This is a genomic window from Vibrio floridensis (assembly GCF_021852965.1).
Taxonomy (GTDB): Bacteria; Pseudomonadota; Gammaproteobacteria; order Enterobacterales; family Vibrionaceae; genus Vibrio; species Vibrio floridensis.
The window spans coordinates 193,512-213,530 of record NZ_JAKGCY010000007.1 but is presented as its reverse complement, the minus strand read 5'-3'; the positions used below and the strand labels follow the sequence as shown (position 1 = coordinate 213,530).

Below are 20,019 nucleotides of genomic sequence, written 5' to 3'. Positions count from 1 at the left end.
CCCGAGTGGCCAAAGGGAGCAGACTGTAAATCTGCCGGCTCCGCCTTCGATGGTTCGAATCCGTCCCCCTCCACCATTTTCTTTCTTGTAAAAATTCCTCAGAAAAAACGCTCTCAACGGCGTTCAGCTCATCTAAAATTATTTCTTATTTTGCATTTCTTCATTTGATACATCCGTTCATCGGCTAATTTGACTCTTGTTGACAGGCTACCTTCTGTAAACTCGGAAAAGCCATATGAAAACTTGATTGCCCGCTTGAGACACATACTCTTCAACGCACCAAGTACCAAAGAGATCCTGTTGGGCTTTAACAACAAGATGAACTCATCACCACCGACACGAAACGCATACTCATCATCTTCCGTTGATTTGGTGAGCAGCTGAGAGAACTGGATGATCAGTTCATCACCCGCTTCATGTCCTTGCGTGTCATTGACTATTTTCAAATCATTCAAGTCGATATAAACCAAAGCCAGTTGCTCTTGGCTAAATCGATCCAAATATCGTCGATTGTAGAGCCCGGTTAATGCATCACGATGGATTTCATGATCTTTCGCTTTTATCAGGCGATCAATACCAATTGCGATACAAGAAACAGCAACCAACATGCCTCCTTGTTCAATAATGTTGTCTAAGACGGCATGATATTGGCTCCAACGTACCAAAAATTCGATTTCCGTAAGCACATCATACAAAGCAGCCAGCATCAGCACGTTGAGACCAAGCGGAATGAGACGTTTCGATTGAAGCGAAGAACTGAGAACAAGGCGAACATAAACTAAGACGCAGAGGTACGCGGATTCTGTCAGCACATCCACATGGTCTGTGACACCAAAAAAAGGGAAAAAAGGGAGTAAATTAAGAGAACAGAAACAGAACACTGCAAAAGATAGCGCGCTTTTGGAACGACTCCATTTCGTCATTATCATTATGCTTTATTCCCCGCTCGTGGCTTTCAGTTAAAGCATAGACCAAAGCAATAAAAACGAAAAAAGAGCCAAAGCGCTAGCTTGGCTCCTTTTAATCAAGTGGGCACAAGAGTGTCGTTTACTTACTTGCGATTATCTTGCGTACCGTTTCCAAATCTTCAGGCGTATCAACCCCTGCTGGCGGCGCTTCTTTCGCCAAAGCAACGTGAATTTTTTCACCGTACCAAAGCACTCGGAGCTGCTCTAGACATTCAATACGTTCAAGCGTGCTGGGCTGCCAGTTTACATAGGTATTGATGAACCCCGCTCGATACGCGTAGATACCGATATGTCTCATCAGTGGGTTTACGGTCAGTACTTCCCCACGCGCAAATGCATCGCGATCCCAAGGAATTGTAGCTCGGCTAAAATAGAGTGCGTAGCCTTGTTGATCAGTGACCACTTTAACCGCATTCGGGTTAAAGACTTCCTCTTCTGCAGTAATCGCCACGCCCAGCGTTGCCATTGGTGCGCAACTTCCCGCAAGATTATCCGCAACTTGACGGATAATGGCTGGGGGGATCAAAGGCTCGTCACCTTGCACGTTGACCACGATATGATCATCGGCGATACCCATCAGCTTCACTACTTCAGCTAAGCGTTCCGTTCCTGATTCGTGATTTGGAGAAGTCATACAGAATTTGCCACCAAAATGGGTAACGGCCTCTGCGACACGTTGATCATCCGTGGCAATGATAACATCATCCGCACCTGCTTGAAGTGCTTGCTCATAAACCCATTGAATCATTGGTTTACCACCAATATCAGCCAAAGGTTTACCTGGTAAGCGCGTTGATTGATAACGAGCTGGAATAACGACAGTAAAAGGCATTAGCGACCCTCATCCATCCCCATACTGCGAGCTTCTGGCTCAAGCAGAACAGGAATGCCTTCTTTAATTGGGTAAGCAAGGCGATCAAGTTTGCAAATCAGTTCTTGATTCTCTTTATCAAACGTTAGCTTACCTTTGCACACTGGGCACGCGACGATCTCAAGCAGTCGATGATCCATATTCTTTTACTACCTCTGTAATTCTTTCTAAGATTTTTTGCTCATCTTCACTTCTGAAATGAGCAGATACAGGCAAATACCACCAGTTTTCTTTGGCGAAGCGGCGACATTTAACGGCATCTTTTTCTGTCATTATGACGTTTTTCCCTTGATTAGCTAGCTTTGCCAAAGCATCAAGTTCAAAGTCTTGGTGATCAGCGAACCCTTGTGTGGCAATCAAATCTGCACCGAGTTTTTCGAGCGTCGCGAAAAAACGCGGAGGATGACCAATGCCAGCAAACGCCACCAACTCAACCAGCTCTTTCACCGCAACTTTCTCACCCGTACTCAAATTAACAGCCAAATCAGGCTCCAGCGTCATCGGGAGCTCGTTGTCGTTCGCTTCTCCACCATTAGTGATAACAAAATCGACCGTTTGCAAGCGAGAAACTGGCTCACGCAACGGCCCTAAAGGGATGAGCTGTTGACTGCCAAAACGTCGATGTCCATCGACCACCACCAGTTCGATATCTCTTTGCAACGCATAATGCTGCAATCCATCATCGGTAATGATGATATTCGCGCCTTTCTCAACCAAACACTTCACTGCATTAGCTCGAACAGGATCAACAGCAACAAGTGCCCCCGTTCGCTCAAAAATCAATTTAGGTTCATCACCACAATGCGCCGTCGACGTTTCATGAACGACATCCAATGGGTAACTCGGTGCTTTGGCTCCATAGCCTCGCGAAACAACACCAGGGGTGAACCCCTGTGCTTGCAACTTTTCCACTAGCCAAATCACAACGGGGGTTTTGCCATTCCCGCCAGCAGTGATGTTTCCGACCACCACAACAGGCACTGGTGCCTGATACGCTGTTTTTTTCCCACTTTGGTAAGCGCGTCGCTTGTGACGACTGATCAAACCAAACAACAGTGAAAGCGGCCACAAAAGTGGCCACATGAAATACTTCAACGGATGGTTATCGAACCAGATTTTCTCAATCACTAACCTTCACCAAACTGAATGCGATGTAATTGCGAGTAAACGCCATTTTTTTCGATCAACTCAGTATGAGAGCCTCGCTCAACAACCGAACCTTCATCAATCACTAAAATCTGATCAGCTTTTTCGATGGTCGATAAGCGGTGAGCAATCACTAACACCGTCTTGTTCTTTTGCAACTCATCTAGGGCCGATTGAATGGCTCGCTCAGACTCCGTATCCAACGCAGACGTTGCTTCATCCAGAATAAGAACGGGGGCATCGCGCAACAAGGCACGCGCTATTGCAATACGTTGACGCTGACCACCCGACAAGCTCGCGCCATTTTCGCCAACCATGGTATCCAATCCATTTTCCATCTTCGAAATGAACTCCATCGCATGCGCAAGCTCTGCCGCTCGTTCAATGTCTTCTCGGCTGTATTTATCACCCGCAGCATAAGCAATATTGTTGGCAATGGTATCGTTAAACAAATGCACATTTTGCGACACCAGCGCAAACTGGGTACGCAGATTTTTCAGTTCGTAGTCACGAATATCCACACCATCCAACTGAATTTCGCCGGAATCCACATCATAGAAACGCGTGAACAAACTAGCGATGGTGCTTTTGCCTGAGCCAGAACGTCCAACTAATGCCACCGTCTTACCGACAGGCATATCAAAGGAGACATTAGATAAGGCGGGTTTTTCTGCACCTTCGTAGGTAAAGGTGACATCCTTCACCGTAACAGCACCTTCGGCTCTTTCAAGCTTGTGAGTCCCTGTGTTTTTCTCTGGCTCTAGGTCGACCAAAGCAAACAAAGTCTGCGCCGCAGCCATACCACGCTGGAACTGAGAGGTAACGTTGGTTAGCGCTTTTAATGGGCGCATTAAACCAAACATCGCGGAGAAAACCACGGTAAAGGTACCTGGGGTCAACTGCTCTTTGATTGAGTCGACGCTCGCTAGATAGAGCACGGTGACAAGCGCGATAGAGGCAATCATTTGAATGATAGGGTTTGCAGCAGCTTGCGCTGTCACCAGTTTCATCGTTTGCTGACGCATCTGATTGCTCACGGTGTCAAATCTCGATTTTTCGATTTCTTGTCCACCGTAGCTCAACACCACTTTGTGCCCTTTCAGCATCTGTTCCGCCGAACTGGTCACAATACCCATCGTGGTTTGCATATTTTTTGAGATTTTTCTGAAGCGTTTGGAGACGACACCAATCGCCCAAGCAACGACAGGCGCAACCAGTAACAGGACTAATGATAGTTGCCAGCTGTTATAGAACATCAACACCAACAGACCCACAATGCTCGCACCTTCACGAACCATACTCACTAAGGCTTGAGTCGTTGCGGCCGATACTTGTTCGGAGTCATAAGTAATACGTGAGAGCAAACTACCCGACTTTTCTTTATCGAAATAGGAAACAGGCATCTGCATGTAATGATTAAACACCATGCGACGTATTTTCATCACCACATTGCCAGACACCCAGTTCAAGCAATAGCTGGAAATAAAACCACTCACGCCTCGGATAAACATCATCGCGAACACTAAAAAAGGCAGGATTCGTAAAAAGTCCGATTCTGCGGTGCCAAAACCTTCATCAAGTAAAGGTTTGAGCAGGGAAATCATGTAAGTATCTGAGGCGGCAGTGACGATCAAAGCCACAATAGCGACAGCAAGCCCCGACTTATAGACGCGAATAAAAGTCCACAAGCGCTTAAAAGTACACCAAGTCGACTCATCAGTATTAATTGACATAAATTAATGATTCTTTTCTTTAAGTTGGTCTTTATTCTACTTGGTTACGCAGCATCTGCCTATACCAAGCAGTGAAACTGTCTTTTCGCATCGAAGATACGTGCCAACGACCATTGTCTATCACCAGCGTGACTTGACCCTCTTCGCCCGTATCTAACCACTGAGTCCCATTGTCCAAGTAGGTATCAACCACCTCAGGTTTCGGCATATTCCATTGATTTCCTTTTGCTACCGATGCAATAGCAAGCTGAGCCTTGACACTGGCGACAAAAATGGGCACTGAGGATGTATGACTACCATGATGCGGCACTAACACCACGTCACTGGCGAGCTTTTGAGGCTCTCTTACTAATATCCATTCAGCCAGAGCGTCAATATCGCCTGTCATCAAAAATGAAAACTGATTTTTCCGATCCCACATGCGAACAACACATGAATGCGGGTTATACGCGCGTTTCACCTGCCTTGGTGGCCAAAGTACTTCAAAGTATAAACTTTGCCATTCAAATGACACACCACGTACACATGGCGATTCACTATCCATATCACTGCTCATCATCCATTTGGGTTGCATTGCGACTTCAAGATAATCTGCCCCGCCCGCATGATCGTTATCTTGATGACTGATGATCATGCCATCGAGAGCATGGATTCCTCTTTTCACTAAAATTGGTTCAATGACCTGCTCTGCAATACTCCCTTCTTGCCATGCTTTACCTGTGTCATAAACGATCGCTTTACCCTGTTTTTCTATCAATACTGAGAGACCGTGTCCGACATCCAATACGTCAATACGAGTACTTTGGCCGCCATAGCGAAACACGCTGATGATCAAAACAGAGCCAATACAAACTAAAATGCTCGACCTGCGAACGGCATGACGAAAGACGAGGAGAAGCGCAAGTAAACCTAGCAGCACCACGGTTTGTCCCGAGACTTGCCACCATCCAAACTCAGCATAAGGCAAACTTAGCGTTAAAGGCTGCAGGGCCAGGTCAGTGACTTTCCAAAACATTCCCGCTAACTCTTCAACATTCAACGCCGTAAAAGCGAGAGATGCAAACATAAGAGGTACAACCACAACGGTGAACCAAGGAATAAAAACCAAGTTATAAGCAAGAGCGGTGAGACTAAAGCCACCAAAAAAATAGGCGGTGATCGGTGACAGTAAAATGATCAGCAAACATTGGGGCAACAGAAGACGCTTAATTTTCCCCCACAGTGAATCGGCAGTGGTAAGTGATGTGATGGTGAGAAAAACGCAAACCACCGCAAGAAAGGAAAGCCACAAACTGGCAGATGATGCGGCAAAAGGAGTGAGTAACAAGCATATTGCCAGTACCGCTAGCAACAATGTCCAACGGCTGATCGTCAGTGAGAAGAAGTGCAGTGTCATCGCCACTGTGCAAAAAGTCACAGCCCGTTGAGTAGGGATGGTGAAACCCGCCAACCATGCGTAGCTCCAACTCAAACCTAACGCGACCATCATGGGCAGCCAAACAAGATTCATTCGTCCAAAACGTAACCAATGGCCAAGCCAGTAGCCAACACCAAATGCCATCCCAATATGTAAGCCAGAGATCGAGAGAAGATGGATCAATCCACTTTGCTTTAACAGGCGCCACTGCTCAGCAGAGATGTCGTCTCGCTGCCCAAAGCACAAAGCAAGCAAATACCCCGAATGTGGTAACGTCGCCAGCGCGAGTTGAGTTTTGTCGATGAGATCTTGCCTTAAGGTTGAACGACTGACTCGATACCAAGATTGTGAAACATCAACACTTGCTCGCGCCACAAGGCCTTGGCTTATTGCAAAGCGTTCGGCATCGAATCCCGCTTCATTGAGTAAACCGTAAATGGGTTTCAACGCCACATTCGCTTTTAATTCATCATTTTGTTTGAGAGGGATAGGTGAAATAAGACGAATTTTTGGACTAAAGTATTTTATGAACGACTGATTATTGATTGAGGTGATAGTCACAACACCTTCATAAGCGTGACTTATTTTTTTAAAAGAGCTGTCAACGTCGCCTTTTATGGTAATATTCCCCCCTGCCTGAAATAGGGTCTTTACTTGCCATTGCATAAGGTTACCAGCCGAAATGGCAATCAAAAGTGCGATGGTCACCCCCAGCAAGTAACGACACGTTTTACGCACAATAATGATAAAGATGGCAACAACAATTAGCATTAACCAAGGCCAGGAAGGCATAAGCGGCCAGTAGCTTGCCGAAATAAGGGTTGCTGAAAAAGAAGCCAATAACCAATTGTTACCTAAGAGAGTCATGTTGTCCCATGCCTAGAAAGCTAATTAAACGCTTTATGCCTGACCATGAAGTAATCAAACGCCAAAAAGCGCTGAAAGTGTTCGGCAATGTTTTATACAACCCTAATCTATGGTGTTTGAATCGTCGCTCCGCTGCGGGTGCGTTTGCCGTTGGTTTGTTTATGGCGTTTGTCCCTCTGCCGAGCCAGATGATCATGTCGGCTGGGCTAGCCATTTTTCTTGGCGTAAATTTGCCACTGTCTGTCGCTCTCGTGTGGGTAAGTAACCCAGTCACCATGCCCGTGCTGTTCTACTTTGCGTATAAGCTCGGCGCCTTTGTGATGAACGTGCCACCGCAGCCATTTCACTTTGAGCTTTCTTGGGATTTCATTCTCGACCAAATGAGTACCATTGGTCCTCCATTTTTATTGGGTTGCGCCATTTGTGGTGTTGTTTCTGCCATCGTCGGCTACTTTGGCATACGAGGCTTGTGGCGTTATTCCGTGGTGAGAAGTTGGCAAAAGCGTCAAACAAGATAACGATCTTCACCCTCCATTGCAGAGAGTCAGTGTGATTTTCCGATAGAAATGCCACTTCCATTGCAACGTCGGGTAATCAAAGTTTGATTTATCTCGTGGATCACCAAAAAACACCAAGGTTGCCAATCGCTAACCGAACACCTAAAACAAAAGGACCATTCTGGTCCTTTTGTTTATCTATCATTCTGTTGTCGGCTATTTGCTGCTCAGTACAGCGGCAGGTTTAAGCTTTGCCGCTCTTGCTGCGGGGTACCAAGTGGCAACAATACTCAGAACAATGGCCGTGCCGGACACCAATAACACATCATCTAAACGCAGTTGAGAAGGCAAAAAATCGACAAAGTAAATGTCACCGGATAAAAACTGATGACCAATGACTCGCTCAAGGCCCTTAATGAGAGTGGTAAGATTCAGCGCCACTAAGACACCGACAACACTGCCTAACACACTGCCAAGCACGCCAGAAAACACCCCTTGCCAGACAAAAATGCGCTTAATCAAACCATCGCCAGCCCCCATGGTGCGTAAAATGGCAATTTCGCTCGCACGATCTTTCACCGCCATCATCAAGGTGGAAACAATGTTAAAGCACGCCACCCCAATCACTAGCACCATGACTAAGTACATGATGGTTCTGACGAGTTGAATGTCTCGATACAAAAAACCAAACTGCTGTTGCCAGCTACGAAGGTAGACATAAACGTCAATCTGTCGTCCTACTTCTCGCACAATCGCTTGTGCATTAAGCACATCATTGGTTTTCAGCGCAATGCCAGTGACACCTTCACCCAGATGATTGTATTGCTGTGCATCCGCCATCGGCAGCAACACCAAATTGTGATCAATTTGACCATTGAGTGTCAGCATACCCGTCACCTTGACTCGAACGCGTTTAGGCGCTTGAACTTTAGTGCTTTCACCGGTTTGAGGAATCAACAAGGTGACATAATCGCCAACGTCCACACCCAGCTCGTTTGCTACGCCTCGCCCGACAATGACCTGATTTTGCCCCGGTAAAAACTGGCTCCACGCTTGCTGGTCAATAAATTGAGACATGGTCGAGACCGCTTGTTCAAAATCCGGCTCGACACCTCTCACTTCCACCGCTTTGAGCTTGTTGCCCCGCTCAACCAAACCGGTAAATTTGACATAAGGGGCCGCAGCCACCACTTTGGGGTTGGCCACTGCTTGAGACATCACCGATTGCCAGTTTTCCACCGGTGCACGAACACCTTCCAGCTCCGCGTGTGGAATGACCGACAGCACGCGAGATTGCAACTCGCGCTCAAAACCATTCATTGCCGAAAGACCAATAATGATCACCGCCACGCCCACCGCAATACCGATGGTCGAGGAGAGAGAAATAAACGACACCATTTTGTTACGTTGTTTGGCTTGGCTAAAGCGACGGCCAATCAACAGTGCCAAAGATGAAAACATCGACTCGTCTCCTAACGATTGTCCGACGCAAGCACACCATCTTGCATATAAAGGATTCTATCCATTTTTGCCGCGAGCTCGTTATCGTGTGTCACCACTAAAAACGCGGTGCCGGATTCTCGATTGAGCTCGCGCATCAAATCGTAAATCTGCAACGCGGTTTTGTGGTCCAAATTGCCCGTAGGCTCATCCGCCAGCACTAATGCAGGCTTATTGACCAATGCCCGCGCAATTGCGACACGTTGGCGCTCACCCCCAGACAACTCTGACGGACGATGATGCATACGATGTTGCAAACCCACTTTTTCCAGTAATGCCTCGGCGGCTAACTTCGCTTGCTTCGGACTTTTCCCACCAATCAGTAACGGCATCGCCACATTTTCCACTGCAGTAAAATCCGCCAATAGATGGTGAAACTGATAGATAAAACCCAGATGCTGATTGCGCACTTGTGCTTGTTTATTACCGCTTAACGCAGACAACTGATAATCAAGAAACGCGACCTCACCATGAGTGGCATCATCAAGCGCACCTAAAATATGCAGCAGAGTACTTTTGCCTGACCCCGATGTACCAACAATCGCGACCAACTCGCCTTGCTCTAGCTCGAAATCAACCCCTTTGAGGACTTCCGTTTCAAACTCCCCTTCTCGATAGATTTTGCTAACTTGGTGACATTGTAAAAGCTTATTCATATCTGAGGGCCTCAGCAGGTTTAACAGAAGATGCACGGTAAGAAGGGTAAAGCGTCGCCAACAGGCTCAATAAAACGGCTAACACAACCACAGCGACAATTTGAAATGGTTGAATCAGCACAGGCAAACTACCACCAAAGGTGAACAAGGCAACACCTGCGGTTTCGAGAATAGTATTGAGATTTTGCGATAAGAGCACGCCAGCGGCTCCACCGAAGAGCGAACCAATTATACCGCTGCTGGCACCTTGCACCATAAAGATGGCCATGATACCAAAGCTGTTCATGCCCTGAGTTTTTAAGATCGCGACTTCAGATTGTTTCTCCATCACCACCATGATCAACGCTGAAATGATATTAAAGGCCGCCACAGCGACAATGAGTCCAAGCATCAAGCCCATCATGTTCTTTTCCATTTTTACCGCTTGGAAAAGCTCTCCACGTTGCGCTCGCCAATCGCTCCATTGCCAACCATCAGGCAGTGGCGTATTGGCCGCCTCGGTCACTTGGAAAGGATCATCAAAATAGAGTCGCCAGCCAGAAATGGTCTTTGACGGAAGACGCAATAAACGCCCCGCGTCTTCAATGTGCGTCACCATCAACTGCCCATCGATATCCGAACCGGTATTAAACATCCCTGCAACGGTAAAATTTCGTTGGCTTGGAATGCGGCCTAATGGCGTAAACTGACTGGCACTGGTCACCATCAAACGGACTTTGTCGCCCATTGAAACATTTAATGATCGTGCTAAAGAGTGGCCGAGAAATACTTGATACTTACCTGCTTCCAATTGGCTTAAGCGGCCGGCAATGAGGTGGTTTTCAATCGGATCGTCTGCCGAAGGCTCAATACCGATCAAATAACCCACAGAAAGTTGTGAAGGGCTTTGAATCACCGCTTCACTACGCACCAAAGGAGTGGGTTGATAGCGAGGAGACAAGGCACGCACAAAGTCAGGCGGCGTGGTGTGTGGCGTTTTTCCACCATCCATCGACACCACCGCTTGCGGTAACACACCCAAAATGCGCTCTTTCAATTGCGCCTCAAAGCCGTTCATCACCGATAACACCGTGACCAATGACATCACGCCAACCGTGATGCCAGCGGTCGACATATAGGAGACAAATCGGCTAAACCTGTCACCGGAGCGTCCGCGCAGGTATCTCAATCCAATAAATATAGAGACAGGATGAAACATTCTAAAAACCGTCAATAAGTTCAGCGGGCTAATGTAACCAGAAAACTGGCACGAATATAGCTAAAATATTTCATATGTCTGAGATTTAACAGCAAATTTGCCCATTTACGTGTTACAGAACGTATAGGACTCTCGGTTTAAAAAACGAATTTGCGAAAATCACGGTGTGCGAAATAACATCGCTTGCCAAGCGTCGCCAGTTGGCGATAATCAGTAGCTTATCGATTCTTACCAAGAATCTCATCGGCCAAAGGAATAACAGCATGACAGAACAAGAGTTTTTTACCGTAAATTCAACGTTGACGATCAACGTTGAGCTGTTGCCTGAAGGCTATCACTTACCGTCACCTGAAGCATTTGAAGCGGAAATTCCAGCACCATTTATCGTTGCCAGTGAATTCAGCCAACTGGACCAACTCGCTGAAAGCGCGCGACTTGAACTGAAAAATAGCGATCTCAAAAACGTCATCAACCTGCTGGATGCGCAAAATTCGAAACTCAATTTGTTGTTGAGCTTTATGTTATCGCAGCAAGACCAAGAAAACCTTCGCTTCAAAACCACCCGTTTTGGTGCCAGTCAGGTTTCGTTTTTGTCCGCCGACATTATGGCGATTGGTCGCTCCACACGCGTGAAACTGTTCTTAGAAAGCCCCGCTGCGGCTATTTATTGCTACGCGCAAGTCGCCAGTTGCGAAGCTAAAGATCAACACCATGAAGTAACAATGAAGTACGTATTGCTTCGCGATTCAGACCAAGACCTATTAATCAAAGCGGCCTTACACCAACAACAACGTCTATTGCGTCAACGTTCGCTAGAAAGAGATACCAAATAACATTCGATTATGACTTATCAACCGATTTTACAAGTCTCCACGCCCAAAGGGGCGGGAGACAAAAAATACTTGGGCCAGCTGCCTGGCGCCTCACTGGCCCTTTCTGTGGCCGAACTGGCAAATACCCATGCCAACCACACGGTTCTCATTGTTCCAGATCCTCAAACCGCGCTGAAGTTGCAAAGCGAGATCGAGCAGTTTTACACCGCTCACGTGACGATTTTTCCCGATTGGGAAACGCTGCCGTACGATAACTTTTCTCCTCATCAAGAGATCATTTCCGATCGTATCGCCACGTTATATCAGCTTCCCTCTCAGACCGACGGTATTACCATTGTGCCGGTGAGCACGCTGCTGCAACGTCAATCTCCACGCGATTTTTTGCTGCAGCATACGTTGATGGTCAATGTTGGTGATCGCTACTCGCTCGAAAAACTGCGCCTACAACTTGATAACTCGGGCTACCGTCACGTTGACCAAGTGTTTGGGCCCGGAGAATACGCTAGCCGCGGTTCGATTCTTGATCTCTTTCCGATGGGCAGTCGCGACCCTTACCGTATCGATTTCTTTGATGATGAAATCGACACCATTCGCACGTTCGACCCTGAGAATCAACGTTCTATTGAAGAGATCCAACAGATCCGCCTATTGCCTGCGCACGAGTTTCCAACTACCGAGGCGGCAATAGAAGAGTTTCGTATCCGCTGGCGCAGCCAATTTGATGCCCGTCGCGAGCCAGAATCGGTCTATATGCAGGTGAGCAAAGGCGTTTGGCCTGCGGGGATTGAATACTGGCAACCCCTTTTCTTTGAACAAACGGAAACGCTGTTTGACTACATCAATCGTGACTCGCAACTGCTGGTGTTGGGGGATATTGAACCCACCATCGATCATTTCCTAAAAGATGTGGATTACCGCTACGATCAGAAAAAAGTCGACCCGCTGCGCCCACTGCTGAAACCCGAGCAACTTTGGCTTAAAAAAGATGAACTGTATGCGCATCTGAAAAATTTTGGCCAAACCTGGCTGTGTGTTGACGCCATCGACGAAAAAGCCGGGCGTTCCAACCAGCCATTGAGCCCACTGCCAACTCTCGCGGTGCAACAGCAAAATAAAGAGCCTTTGGCGCAGTTGCGTCAGTTTAGTGAAAGTTTCTCAGGCAAAATCATCTTTTCCGTTGAATCGGAAGGCCGTCGCGAAGCGCTCAGTGAGTTGCTACAGGGCGTTAAGCTCAAGCCACACGCTTGTACCTCACTCAGTGAAGCCCTTGCACATAACCATAAATTCACTTTGGTCATTGGCGCCAGTGAGCACGGTTTTATTCACAACACGCTGAACTTCGCCTTTATTTGTGAAAGCGATTTGCTTGGCGATCGCGTTATCCAACGTCGCAAAAAAGATAAGCGCAACGTCAACAGCGATACCGTGATTCGTCATCTGGCGGAGCTGAAACCTGGGCAACCTGTAGTACACATCGACCACGGTATTGGCCGTTACATTGGTTTGGAAACGCTTGAGGCGGGCGGCATCAAAGCTGAATACGTGATGCTTGAGTACCAAAACGAGGCCAAACTTTACGTACCTGTGGCGGCATTGAACTTGATCAGCCGATACTCTGGTGGTGCAGAAGAGAGCGCGCCGATTCACAAACTGGGCAGCGATGCTTGGACCAGAGCGCGTCGCAAAGCCGCTGAAAAAGTGCGAGATGTTGCCGCTGAGCTTTTGGACGTTTATGCCAAACGTGAACTCAAACCGGGTTACAAATTTGTTTTGGATCGTGGCCAATACGCGACCTTCAAATCGGGTTTCCCATTTGAAGAGACCGATGACCAATCGATGGCCATCAACGCGGTGCTGTCTGACATGTGTCAAGCCAAAGCGATGGACCGCTTAGTGTGTGGTGATGTAGGTTTTGGTAAAACCGAAGTGGCGATGCGCGCTGCGTTTGTTGCCACCGATAACGACAAACAAGTAGCAGTTTTGGTCCCGACCACCCTGCTTGCTCAGCAGCATTTCGAAAACTTCCGCGACCGTTTTGCCAACCTGCCGATTCGTGTCGAAGTACTGTCGCGTTTTAAGTCGGCAAAAGAACAAAAGCAGATCATGGAAGATGTGGCCAACGGCAAGGTCGATATCTTAGTGGGCACGCACAAACTGCTTTCTTCCGACCTAAAGTTCAGTGATCTTGGATTGTTGATCGTCGATGAAGAACATCGCTTTGGTGTGCGCCAAAAAGAGAAAGTGAAGGCAATGAGAGCCGATGTCGACATTCTCACCCTCACGGCCACCCCAATTCCGCGAACGCTCAACATGGCGATGAGTGGCATGCGCGATTTGTCGATTATTGCCACCCCACCCGCTCGCCGTTTAGCCATCAAAACATTTGTCCGCGAAAGTGACGATGCCGTGGTCCGCGAAGCGATTCTGCGTGAAATCATGCGTGGTGGACAAGTGTACTTCTTACACAACCAAGTCGAAACCATTGAGAAAGTTGCAGAGGACCTGACTAAATTGGTGCCAGAGGCACGCGTCACCATCGCTCACGGTCAAATGAGAGAACGCGAGTTGGAGCGTGTGATGAACGATTTCTACCATCAGCGCTTTAACTTATTGGTGTGTACCACCATCATCGAGACGGGTATCGATGTGCCAACCGCCAACACCATCATCATGGATCGCGCAGACAATCTCGGGCTTGCTCAGTTACACCAACTCCGTGGGCGTGTGGGTCGCTCGCACCACCAAGCGTATGCATACTTGCTCACGCCACACCCGAAATCCATGACCAAAGATGCCATTAAACGCTTGGATGCCATCGCTTCTTTGGAAGATCTGGGTGCCGGTTTCACCCTCGCCACGCACGATTTAGAAATTCGCGGTGCGGGTGAACTGCTCGGTGATGAGCAAAGTGGTCAAATTCAATCGATTGGTTTTACGCTGTATATGGAAATGCTTGAGCAAGCCGTGCAAGCATTGAAAGAAGGCAAAGAACCTGCGCTGGATGATCTACTTCGCGAGCAAACTGAGGTGGAAATTCGTATCCCAGCCTTGCTGCCAGACGATTATATTCCAGACGTCAACACACGTTTGTCGATGTATAAACGCGTCGCCAGTGTGGCCGATTTAGAAGAGCTAAACGAAGTCAAAGTCGAGCTCATCGACCGATTCGGCTTACTACCGGAGGCGGCGAAAAATCTTCTTGCTGTCGCGGAGCTCAAACTGAGTGCCCACCGAATCAAGGCGAAGAAGATCGAGGCTCACGACAAAGGTGGATTTATCGAGTTTTATCCACACGCTGACATAAACCCAGCGTATTTGGTTAGACTACTGCAATCTCAGCCGAAAAAATTTGCAATGGAAGGTCCAACTAAGTTTAAGTTTAGCGTACCATTGACGGACAGACGCCAACGTATTCAGTTTATCCAAGATTTGCTGAATGAGTTTAACCAGAATTTATTACCAGTGAGCTAGTTATTCCATGAGATTTCTCATTCCTCTGTTACTACTCTGTGTTTCAATGCCTTCTTGGGCACAGAGACAATTTGATGTTGAAGTGATCATCTTTAAACGCGCCGTAGATGCAGAGCAAACTAATGAGTCCTGGCCGAATCAATTGCCAGAGATCACCATGACTTACGCCGGCGATTTTCAGGATGCCCAGTTCCGCCAAAGTAAAGGGGTTTCGATGCTTCCTTACTCTAGCTATGAGCTTCTAACGCAGAAAGAAGCACTAGAGAAACACGCGGGATTCCAAGTGTTGCTGCACAAGGCATGGCGACAAGGTGACCAAGGTAAAGGCGCTGCTCCCATTTTCCATATTCGTGGTGGTAAGGACTATTCAAAAGAATACAACCCAGATGGTTCTGAAAAACTCACTGCGACAGAAACACCAGTGGACGGCGTGACTGAAGTAAGTATCGACAATCCACTTTACGAGCTAGATGGCACACTGCAAGTTTACGTTCAACACTACCTGTTTGCGGAAACGACGCTGGATCTCAAAGCACCAAGCGTGCGGGAGATTACGCTTGAAGCGACACAGCTCGATCAACACTCGGAACAACTTGGCCAAGTTGATGGTAATGTTCAGTTGGGTAACTTAACCGAAGTCACTCCAACGGTGACGGTCGAGCAGTTCTTAAAGAGCTATCGAATGGATCAAAAACGTCGTATGCGTAGTGGTGAAACTCACTACCTCGACCACCCACTGCTTGGAATAGTGATTCAAGTGCGTCGCGTAGAATAACCTCTACTCGCCCTTTGCTCATAAGCCCTCGACTGTGTCGGGGGCTTTGTTTTTCTCAACCAATTCACAAAGTCATCATTTATACTTTACTCAAATGCCTATAACGGAACTGCCATGAGTCCCGATTTCCATATCGTAACCCAACGAGTGATCTTACGTTTAATCGAAGCCGAGCGTGCGAGTGAGTTGGCGAAGTTAATTCGTCGTTCAACCTCTCTCCATCAATGGATCGATTGGTGTCACCCGAATTACAGCGAAAAAGAAGCGCAAAGCTTTCTTCTCATGACCCGATTGAACTGGGTGAAAGCTGACGCGTATGGGTTTGGCATATTTCTCAAAGACAGTGACGAGCTGGTTGGCATGGTGGCCATCAATGAGCTTTACCACACCTTCAACATGGCCAGTCTCGGTTATTGGATCGCCGACGATCATCAGCGCCAAGGGCTAGCCAAAGAAGCCATGTGGGCGCTGGCGGAGTTTTGCTTTGCCAAACTCAAACTAACCCGATTGGAAATTGTGTGCGCAATTGATAACCAAGCTAGCCAGAAACTGATTGAATCTTGCCATGCCAAACAAGAGACCATCGCCCGTAATCGCTTTGTTTTCCACGACAAACCACAAGATGGTGTGGTCTATTCATTGATTCCCCAAGATATGCATTAATACCGACACGAATGGGAGAAATATCAGCCATTAAAAAAGGAGCTCGTTGGCTCCTTTTGGGTCAGTTCGTCACTTCGTATTTCAATTAGTGAAGTTTCAAGTTTGGACGTAATACGCGGTTGATACGACCAACCAACATCATCAACCCCGTTTTGAAAATACCGTGTAGCGCCATTTGATGCATGCGGTACAGCGAAATGTACACAACGCGCGCGATACGGCCTTCCACCATCATTGAGCCTTTGGTCAGGTTGCCCATTAAGCTGCCCACGGTAGAGAAGCGGCTGAGTGAAACCAATGAACCATGATCTTTATACACGTAATCTTTCAGCTCACGGCCATTGAGTTTGGCGATGATGTTGCTAAACGCATGACTCGCCATTTGGTGTGCAGCTTGCGCACGTGGCGGCACAAACTTGCCATCCGCTTGAGTACACTGAGCCAAATCACCGATCACGAAAATATCGTCATCGCGCGTGGTTTGCAGCGTATTTTTCACCACGAGCTGGTTAATGCGGTTGGTTTCCAAGCCCGCAATGTCTTTCATGAAATCAGGCGCTTTAATACCCGCCGCCCAAACCATGATTTGCGCAGGGATCTTCTCGCCATCTTTGGTGGTCAAGCCATCCGCTTCGGCTTTTGTCACCATAGTTGCGGTACGAACATTCACCCCTAGCTTCACCAATTCACTGTGAGCGGCGGAGGAAATGCGCGGTGGCAATGCAGGAAGAATTCGTTCGCCCGCTTCAACAAGGTTGACGTTCAGTTTGCTGGAATCGAGATCGCCAAAACCGTAAGTGCGTAGTTCTTTAATGGCATTGTGCAATTCTGCAGAAAGCTCAACGCCGGTAGCGCCAGCGCCAACAATGGCAATATCGACAGTGCCGTGACCATTTTTGGCGTGCAGTTTAAGAAACTGATTGTTCATTTCATGACGGAAACGGTGCGCCTGCTCTGGGCTATCAAGGAAGATACAGTGCTCACGTACACCCGGGGTGTTGAAGTCATTTGATGTAGAGCCAATTGCAAGAACCAAGAGATCGTATTCGAGCTCACGGCTTGGCATCAATAGCTCACCGTGCTCGTCTTTTAATTCACTTAGAATCACAACCTTACGTTCACGGTCAATGTTCTCTAGGATGCCCATTTGGAAATCGAAACAGTGGTTTTTGGCATGAGCACGGTAGCTTAGTGCATCAACCCCCTCATCCAGAGAGCCTGTCGCCACTTCATGCAGCAATGGCTTCCATAAATGGCTCGCCTTGCGATCCACTAAGGTGATTTGAGCGCGTTTTTTACGACCTAACGTGCGACCTAATTTGGTTGCCAACTCTAGGCCACCTGCACCGCCACCTACAACGATAATTCGTGTCACAGTGATAATCCTCTACAAAATAATAAAAAGGGTCCTGCACGACGGGTCATTCGGTGTTATCACCAGCAACGCGTCCTACAGAGAAATCTTGCGCTTGTGAACGTAAAGTTCAGGGTTATCAAAGGGCATTTAAACGTTTGGATAAAAGCGTATTGGAGATCGCCTCGACAATACGAATTGGGCAAGTTTTTTACTCGCTCTCAATTTTTTTTGATATTTATCAAATTATTTTATGGTGGTTCATTATATAGCGCGAAATCACAACCGCAACAAAAATCCTTACTACCCATACGGAATGGTGATGTTTTCTACTGCTCTCACCTCAAAACAAAGCATCGACATCGCATGGCGCTTTTGTAGCCCCTATAACAGATAAAGAAAAAGCACCTATCGCTAGGTGCTTGTGTGTCGGATTTAGAGGTTCAAATGAGGTGATAAAAGCGCTCAGTTGTTTTCTTTAAATGCTTTCATCTTCTGCAAGTGCTGAGATATCTTTTTGAATTTATGGGTTTCTTTGTCATCCCACACCACTTCGTAGTAATTCTCAAGCGCTTGTGCTGTTTTACTGTTGTCGTGGATTTCATCATCACGTGACAAGATCACTAAACAGCGCCCTTTGTTCTTCATACGAAACTGTTCGACACATTTAGTTGCAATATCTTCATACTCTTCCGGACGGTCAATGCGGCCTGCCATGTTGTTTTCTGGATGAAGATTAGGGTTAAAAATGACTTGCTTGATACCGCAAAGAAAACCGATGCGCTCTGACCAAAAACCGCCGAGACCAACGCCACAAATAATCGGTTCAGGATCGTTTGATTGTTCAATCGCTTTATGAACTTCTTTTAACAAGTGCTGCATATCGTGTTTCGGATGAAGCGTGCTGTAGTTAATGAAACGCACGTCTGGATCGATAAACTGCAGTTGCAATACTTTTTCGTGGTTACCTGGGCTTGTTGAGTCGAAACCGTGAAGGTAGATAATCATGTGTACCTCTCCCTAACTATTCTTGGTACTTATCCCAAGTGACTTCAAGATACCTTCGCAAACAGCAACACAGTGTGGGCAACGGGCGATAACACGCAGCGCAAACAGTGCATCTTGGAGTGACTTGATTAATGCTTTCAATCTACCACGAATTACAAGGGTTTAAAGTGCGAACTTGTCTCAACCGTGCAAACAGTGATCCTCATGGCATAATGAGTGAAGCATTTGTTTGGCAGTGAGCAAATATTCATCATCACCCCAGATTTTGTGTGCAAGTAGATACCACAACATGGCCATCATAGTGGTTCTTGGTTGCCATGCTTTAACCCCCTCAATCCACACCTCAACCTCGTCAATCTCGCGAAGTTGGCAGTAACGGCAGACCATTTCAAACCAATCTTCACCGGATAGCTGAATCGTCAGGGTTAAATCCAAGCGAGGATCCGCCAATGCCGCGTATTCCCAATCGATCACTTTTACCCCGTCCGGCCCTTTCACCATGTTGTATCCACCTAAATCGAAATGACAAAGGGCAACGGGAAGTGGAGTGACAGATGGCGCACTGCGCCACTGTTGGTAGAGGTTTTCGTATTCACTGCCCAGATACTTCCCTTCCAATTGCATCCAATAGTGATCCACTCGAGCGGTATAACTAAAGGGTGCTAAAGGTAGGGGGTGGGCATCAAACTGATGAATTTTGATCGCGGTTTTAAGTAAGGTGTCGGGCGCAACCTCATCACGCATCGTCTCACCTTCTAGCCATTCCACTAAGACGCCATGCTCATTGACTAGCACTGGCTTGGGGCCGAGTTTTAAATCGGCAATGGCATTGAGAATTTGGTATTCACTGTAGCGAGAGATAGAAAAGGCCTGACAAACTTTGCTTGCCGGCCTCCAAACGTAAGATTTGCCTGCGTGATCGTTGATTTTCCAACATCGGTTGGTTAAACCGCCAGTCACCGTTTGTACCTGCATGGGTGCGGGTACAAAAAAGTCACCTACCGCGTTTAAACTCGGATCCAGTTGTTTTGCCTGTTGCCAAGAAAACCATGCCATAGGTGA

Annotated in this window: 17 protein-coding genes; 5 read left to right on the top strand and 12 right to left on the bottom strand. The window is 47.3% G+C overall.

Features of this window, described 5'->3' with window-relative positions; all coding sequences use genetic code 11:
- Positions 1–128: 128 nt before the first annotated feature.
- From LZU85_RS13055 to LZU85_RS13030, 6 genes are all read right to left on the bottom strand, one after another.
- The gene (locus tag LZU85_RS13055) at positions 129–929 is read right to left on the bottom strand and encodes a GGDEF domain-containing protein (protein ID WP_237287238.1); all 801 of its coding nucleotides are present in this window, start codon (positions 927–929) and stop codon (positions 129–131) included.
- A 118-nt stretch (positions 930–1,047) separates the two neighbouring features.
- On the bottom strand, positions 1,048–1,800 hold the full coding sequence (kdsB, locus tag LZU85_RS13050) for a 3-deoxy-manno-octulosonate cytidylyltransferase (RefSeq protein ID WP_176298598.1): 753 nt from the start codon (positions 1,798–1,800) through the stop codon (positions 1,048–1,050).
- A complete protein-coding gene (locus LZU85_RS13045; RefSeq protein WP_011079973.1) occupies positions 1,800–1,979 on the bottom strand; it encodes a Trm112 family protein in 180 nt (59 codons plus the stop codon). The genes kdsB and LZU85_RS13045 overlap by 1 nt, the downstream gene beginning before the upstream one ends.
- Entirely contained in the window at positions 1,960–2,967 is a 1,008-nt protein-coding gene (gene lpxK, locus LZU85_RS13040) for a tetraacyldisaccharide 4'-kinase (RefSeq protein WP_237287237.1), read from the bottom strand. The genes LZU85_RS13045 and lpxK overlap by 20 nt, the downstream gene beginning before the upstream one ends.
- Positions 2,967–4,718, bottom strand: coding sequence for a lipid A ABC transporter ATP-binding protein/permease MsbA (gene msbA, locus LZU85_RS13035; RefSeq protein WP_237287236.1), 1,752 nt, complete (start codon positions 4,716–4,718; stop codon positions 2,967–2,969). Before msbA ends, lpxK begins: the two co-directional genes overlap by 1 nt.
- A 31-nt stretch (positions 4,719–4,749) precedes the next feature.
- Positions 4,750–6,927, bottom strand: a complete 2,178-nt coding sequence (locus LZU85_RS13030; RefSeq protein ID WP_336886308.1) for a DNA internalization-related competence protein ComEC/Rec2 — start codon at positions 6,925–6,927, stop codon at positions 4,750–4,752.
- 83 nt (positions 6,928–7,010) lie between these two features.
- Here LZU85_RS13030 and LZU85_RS13025 point away from each other — a divergent pair, with 83 nt between their 5' ends.
- Positions 7,011–7,520: a DUF2062 domain-containing protein gene (locus LZU85_RS13025; RefSeq protein ID WP_011079969.1), complete on the top strand. Its 510-nt coding sequence runs from the start codon at positions 7,011–7,013 to the stop codon at positions 7,518–7,520.
- 195 nt (positions 7,521–7,715) lie between these two features.
- Here the strand turns inward: LZU85_RS13025 and lolE are convergent, their stop codons facing one another.
- The 3 genes from lolE to lolC are packed head-to-tail and all read right to left on the bottom strand — an operon-like array spanning position 7,716 to position 10,853.
- Complete coding sequence (gene lolE, locus LZU85_RS13020) at positions 7,716–8,960, bottom strand: lipoprotein-releasing ABC transporter permease subunit LolE (protein ID WP_237287234.1); 1,245 nt, start codon at positions 8,958–8,960, stop codon at positions 7,716–7,718.
- Between the two features lie 11 nt (positions 8,961–8,971).
- Positions 8,972–9,655, bottom strand: coding sequence for a lipoprotein-releasing ABC transporter ATP-binding protein LolD (gene lolD, locus LZU85_RS13015; RefSeq protein WP_011079967.1), 684 nt, complete (start codon positions 9,653–9,655; stop codon positions 8,972–8,974).
- Entirely contained in the window at positions 9,648–10,853 is a 1,206-nt protein-coding gene (gene lolC, locus LZU85_RS13010) for a lipoprotein-releasing ABC transporter permease subunit LolC (protein ID WP_237287233.1), read from the bottom strand. Before lolC ends, lolD begins: the two co-directional genes overlap by 8 nt.
- Positions 10,854–11,116: 263 nt before the next feature.
- Here lolC and LZU85_RS13005 point away from each other — a divergent pair, with 263 nt between their 5' ends.
- From LZU85_RS13005 to LZU85_RS12990, 4 genes are all read left to right on the top strand, one after another.
- Positions 11,117–11,686, top strand: coding sequence for a PilZ domain-containing protein (locus tag LZU85_RS13005; protein ID WP_176298602.1), 570 nt, complete (start codon positions 11,117–11,119; stop codon positions 11,684–11,686).
- A gap of 9 nt (positions 11,687–11,695) precedes the next feature.
- Positions 11,696–15,157 carry a transcription-repair coupling factor gene (gene mfd, locus LZU85_RS13000; protein WP_237287232.1) on the top strand — a complete coding sequence of 1,154 codons (3,462 nt, stop codon included), beginning with the start codon at positions 11,696–11,698 and terminating at the stop codon, positions 15,155–15,157.
- A 7-nt stretch (positions 15,158–15,164) separates the two neighbouring features.
- Positions 15,165–15,932: a peptidoglycan binding protein CsiV gene (locus LZU85_RS12995; protein ID WP_176298603.1), complete on the top strand. Its 768-nt coding sequence runs from the start codon at positions 15,165–15,167 to the stop codon at positions 15,930–15,932.
- A 114-nt stretch (positions 15,933–16,046) separates the two neighbouring features.
- On the top strand, positions 16,047–16,595 hold the full coding sequence (locus tag LZU85_RS12990; protein WP_011150842.1) for a GNAT family N-acetyltransferase: 549 nt from the start codon (positions 16,047–16,049) through the stop codon (positions 16,593–16,595).
- A gap of 85 nt (positions 16,596–16,680) precedes the next feature.
- On the opposite strand, the gene LZU85_RS12985 is transcribed toward LZU85_RS12990, so the two are convergent.
- The 3 genes from LZU85_RS12985 to thiK form a co-directional block, all read right to left on the bottom strand.
- Positions 16,681–17,970, bottom strand: coding sequence for an NAD(P)/FAD-dependent oxidoreductase (locus LZU85_RS12985; protein WP_237287231.1), 1,290 nt, complete (start codon positions 17,968–17,970; stop codon positions 16,681–16,683).
- Positions 17,971–18,414: 444 nt separating this feature from the next.
- Complete coding sequence (gene ycfP, locus LZU85_RS12980) at positions 18,415–18,957, bottom strand: alpha/beta hydrolase YcfP (RefSeq protein ID WP_038939822.1); 543 nt, start codon at positions 18,955–18,957, stop codon at positions 18,415–18,417.
- 180 nt (positions 18,958–19,137) lie between these two features.
- Positions 19,138–20,013: a thiamine kinase gene (gene thiK / locus LZU85_RS12975; RefSeq protein ID WP_237287230.1), complete on the bottom strand. Its 876-nt coding sequence runs from the start codon at positions 20,011–20,013 to the stop codon at positions 19,138–19,140.
- Positions 20,014–20,019: the final 6 nt, after the last annotated feature.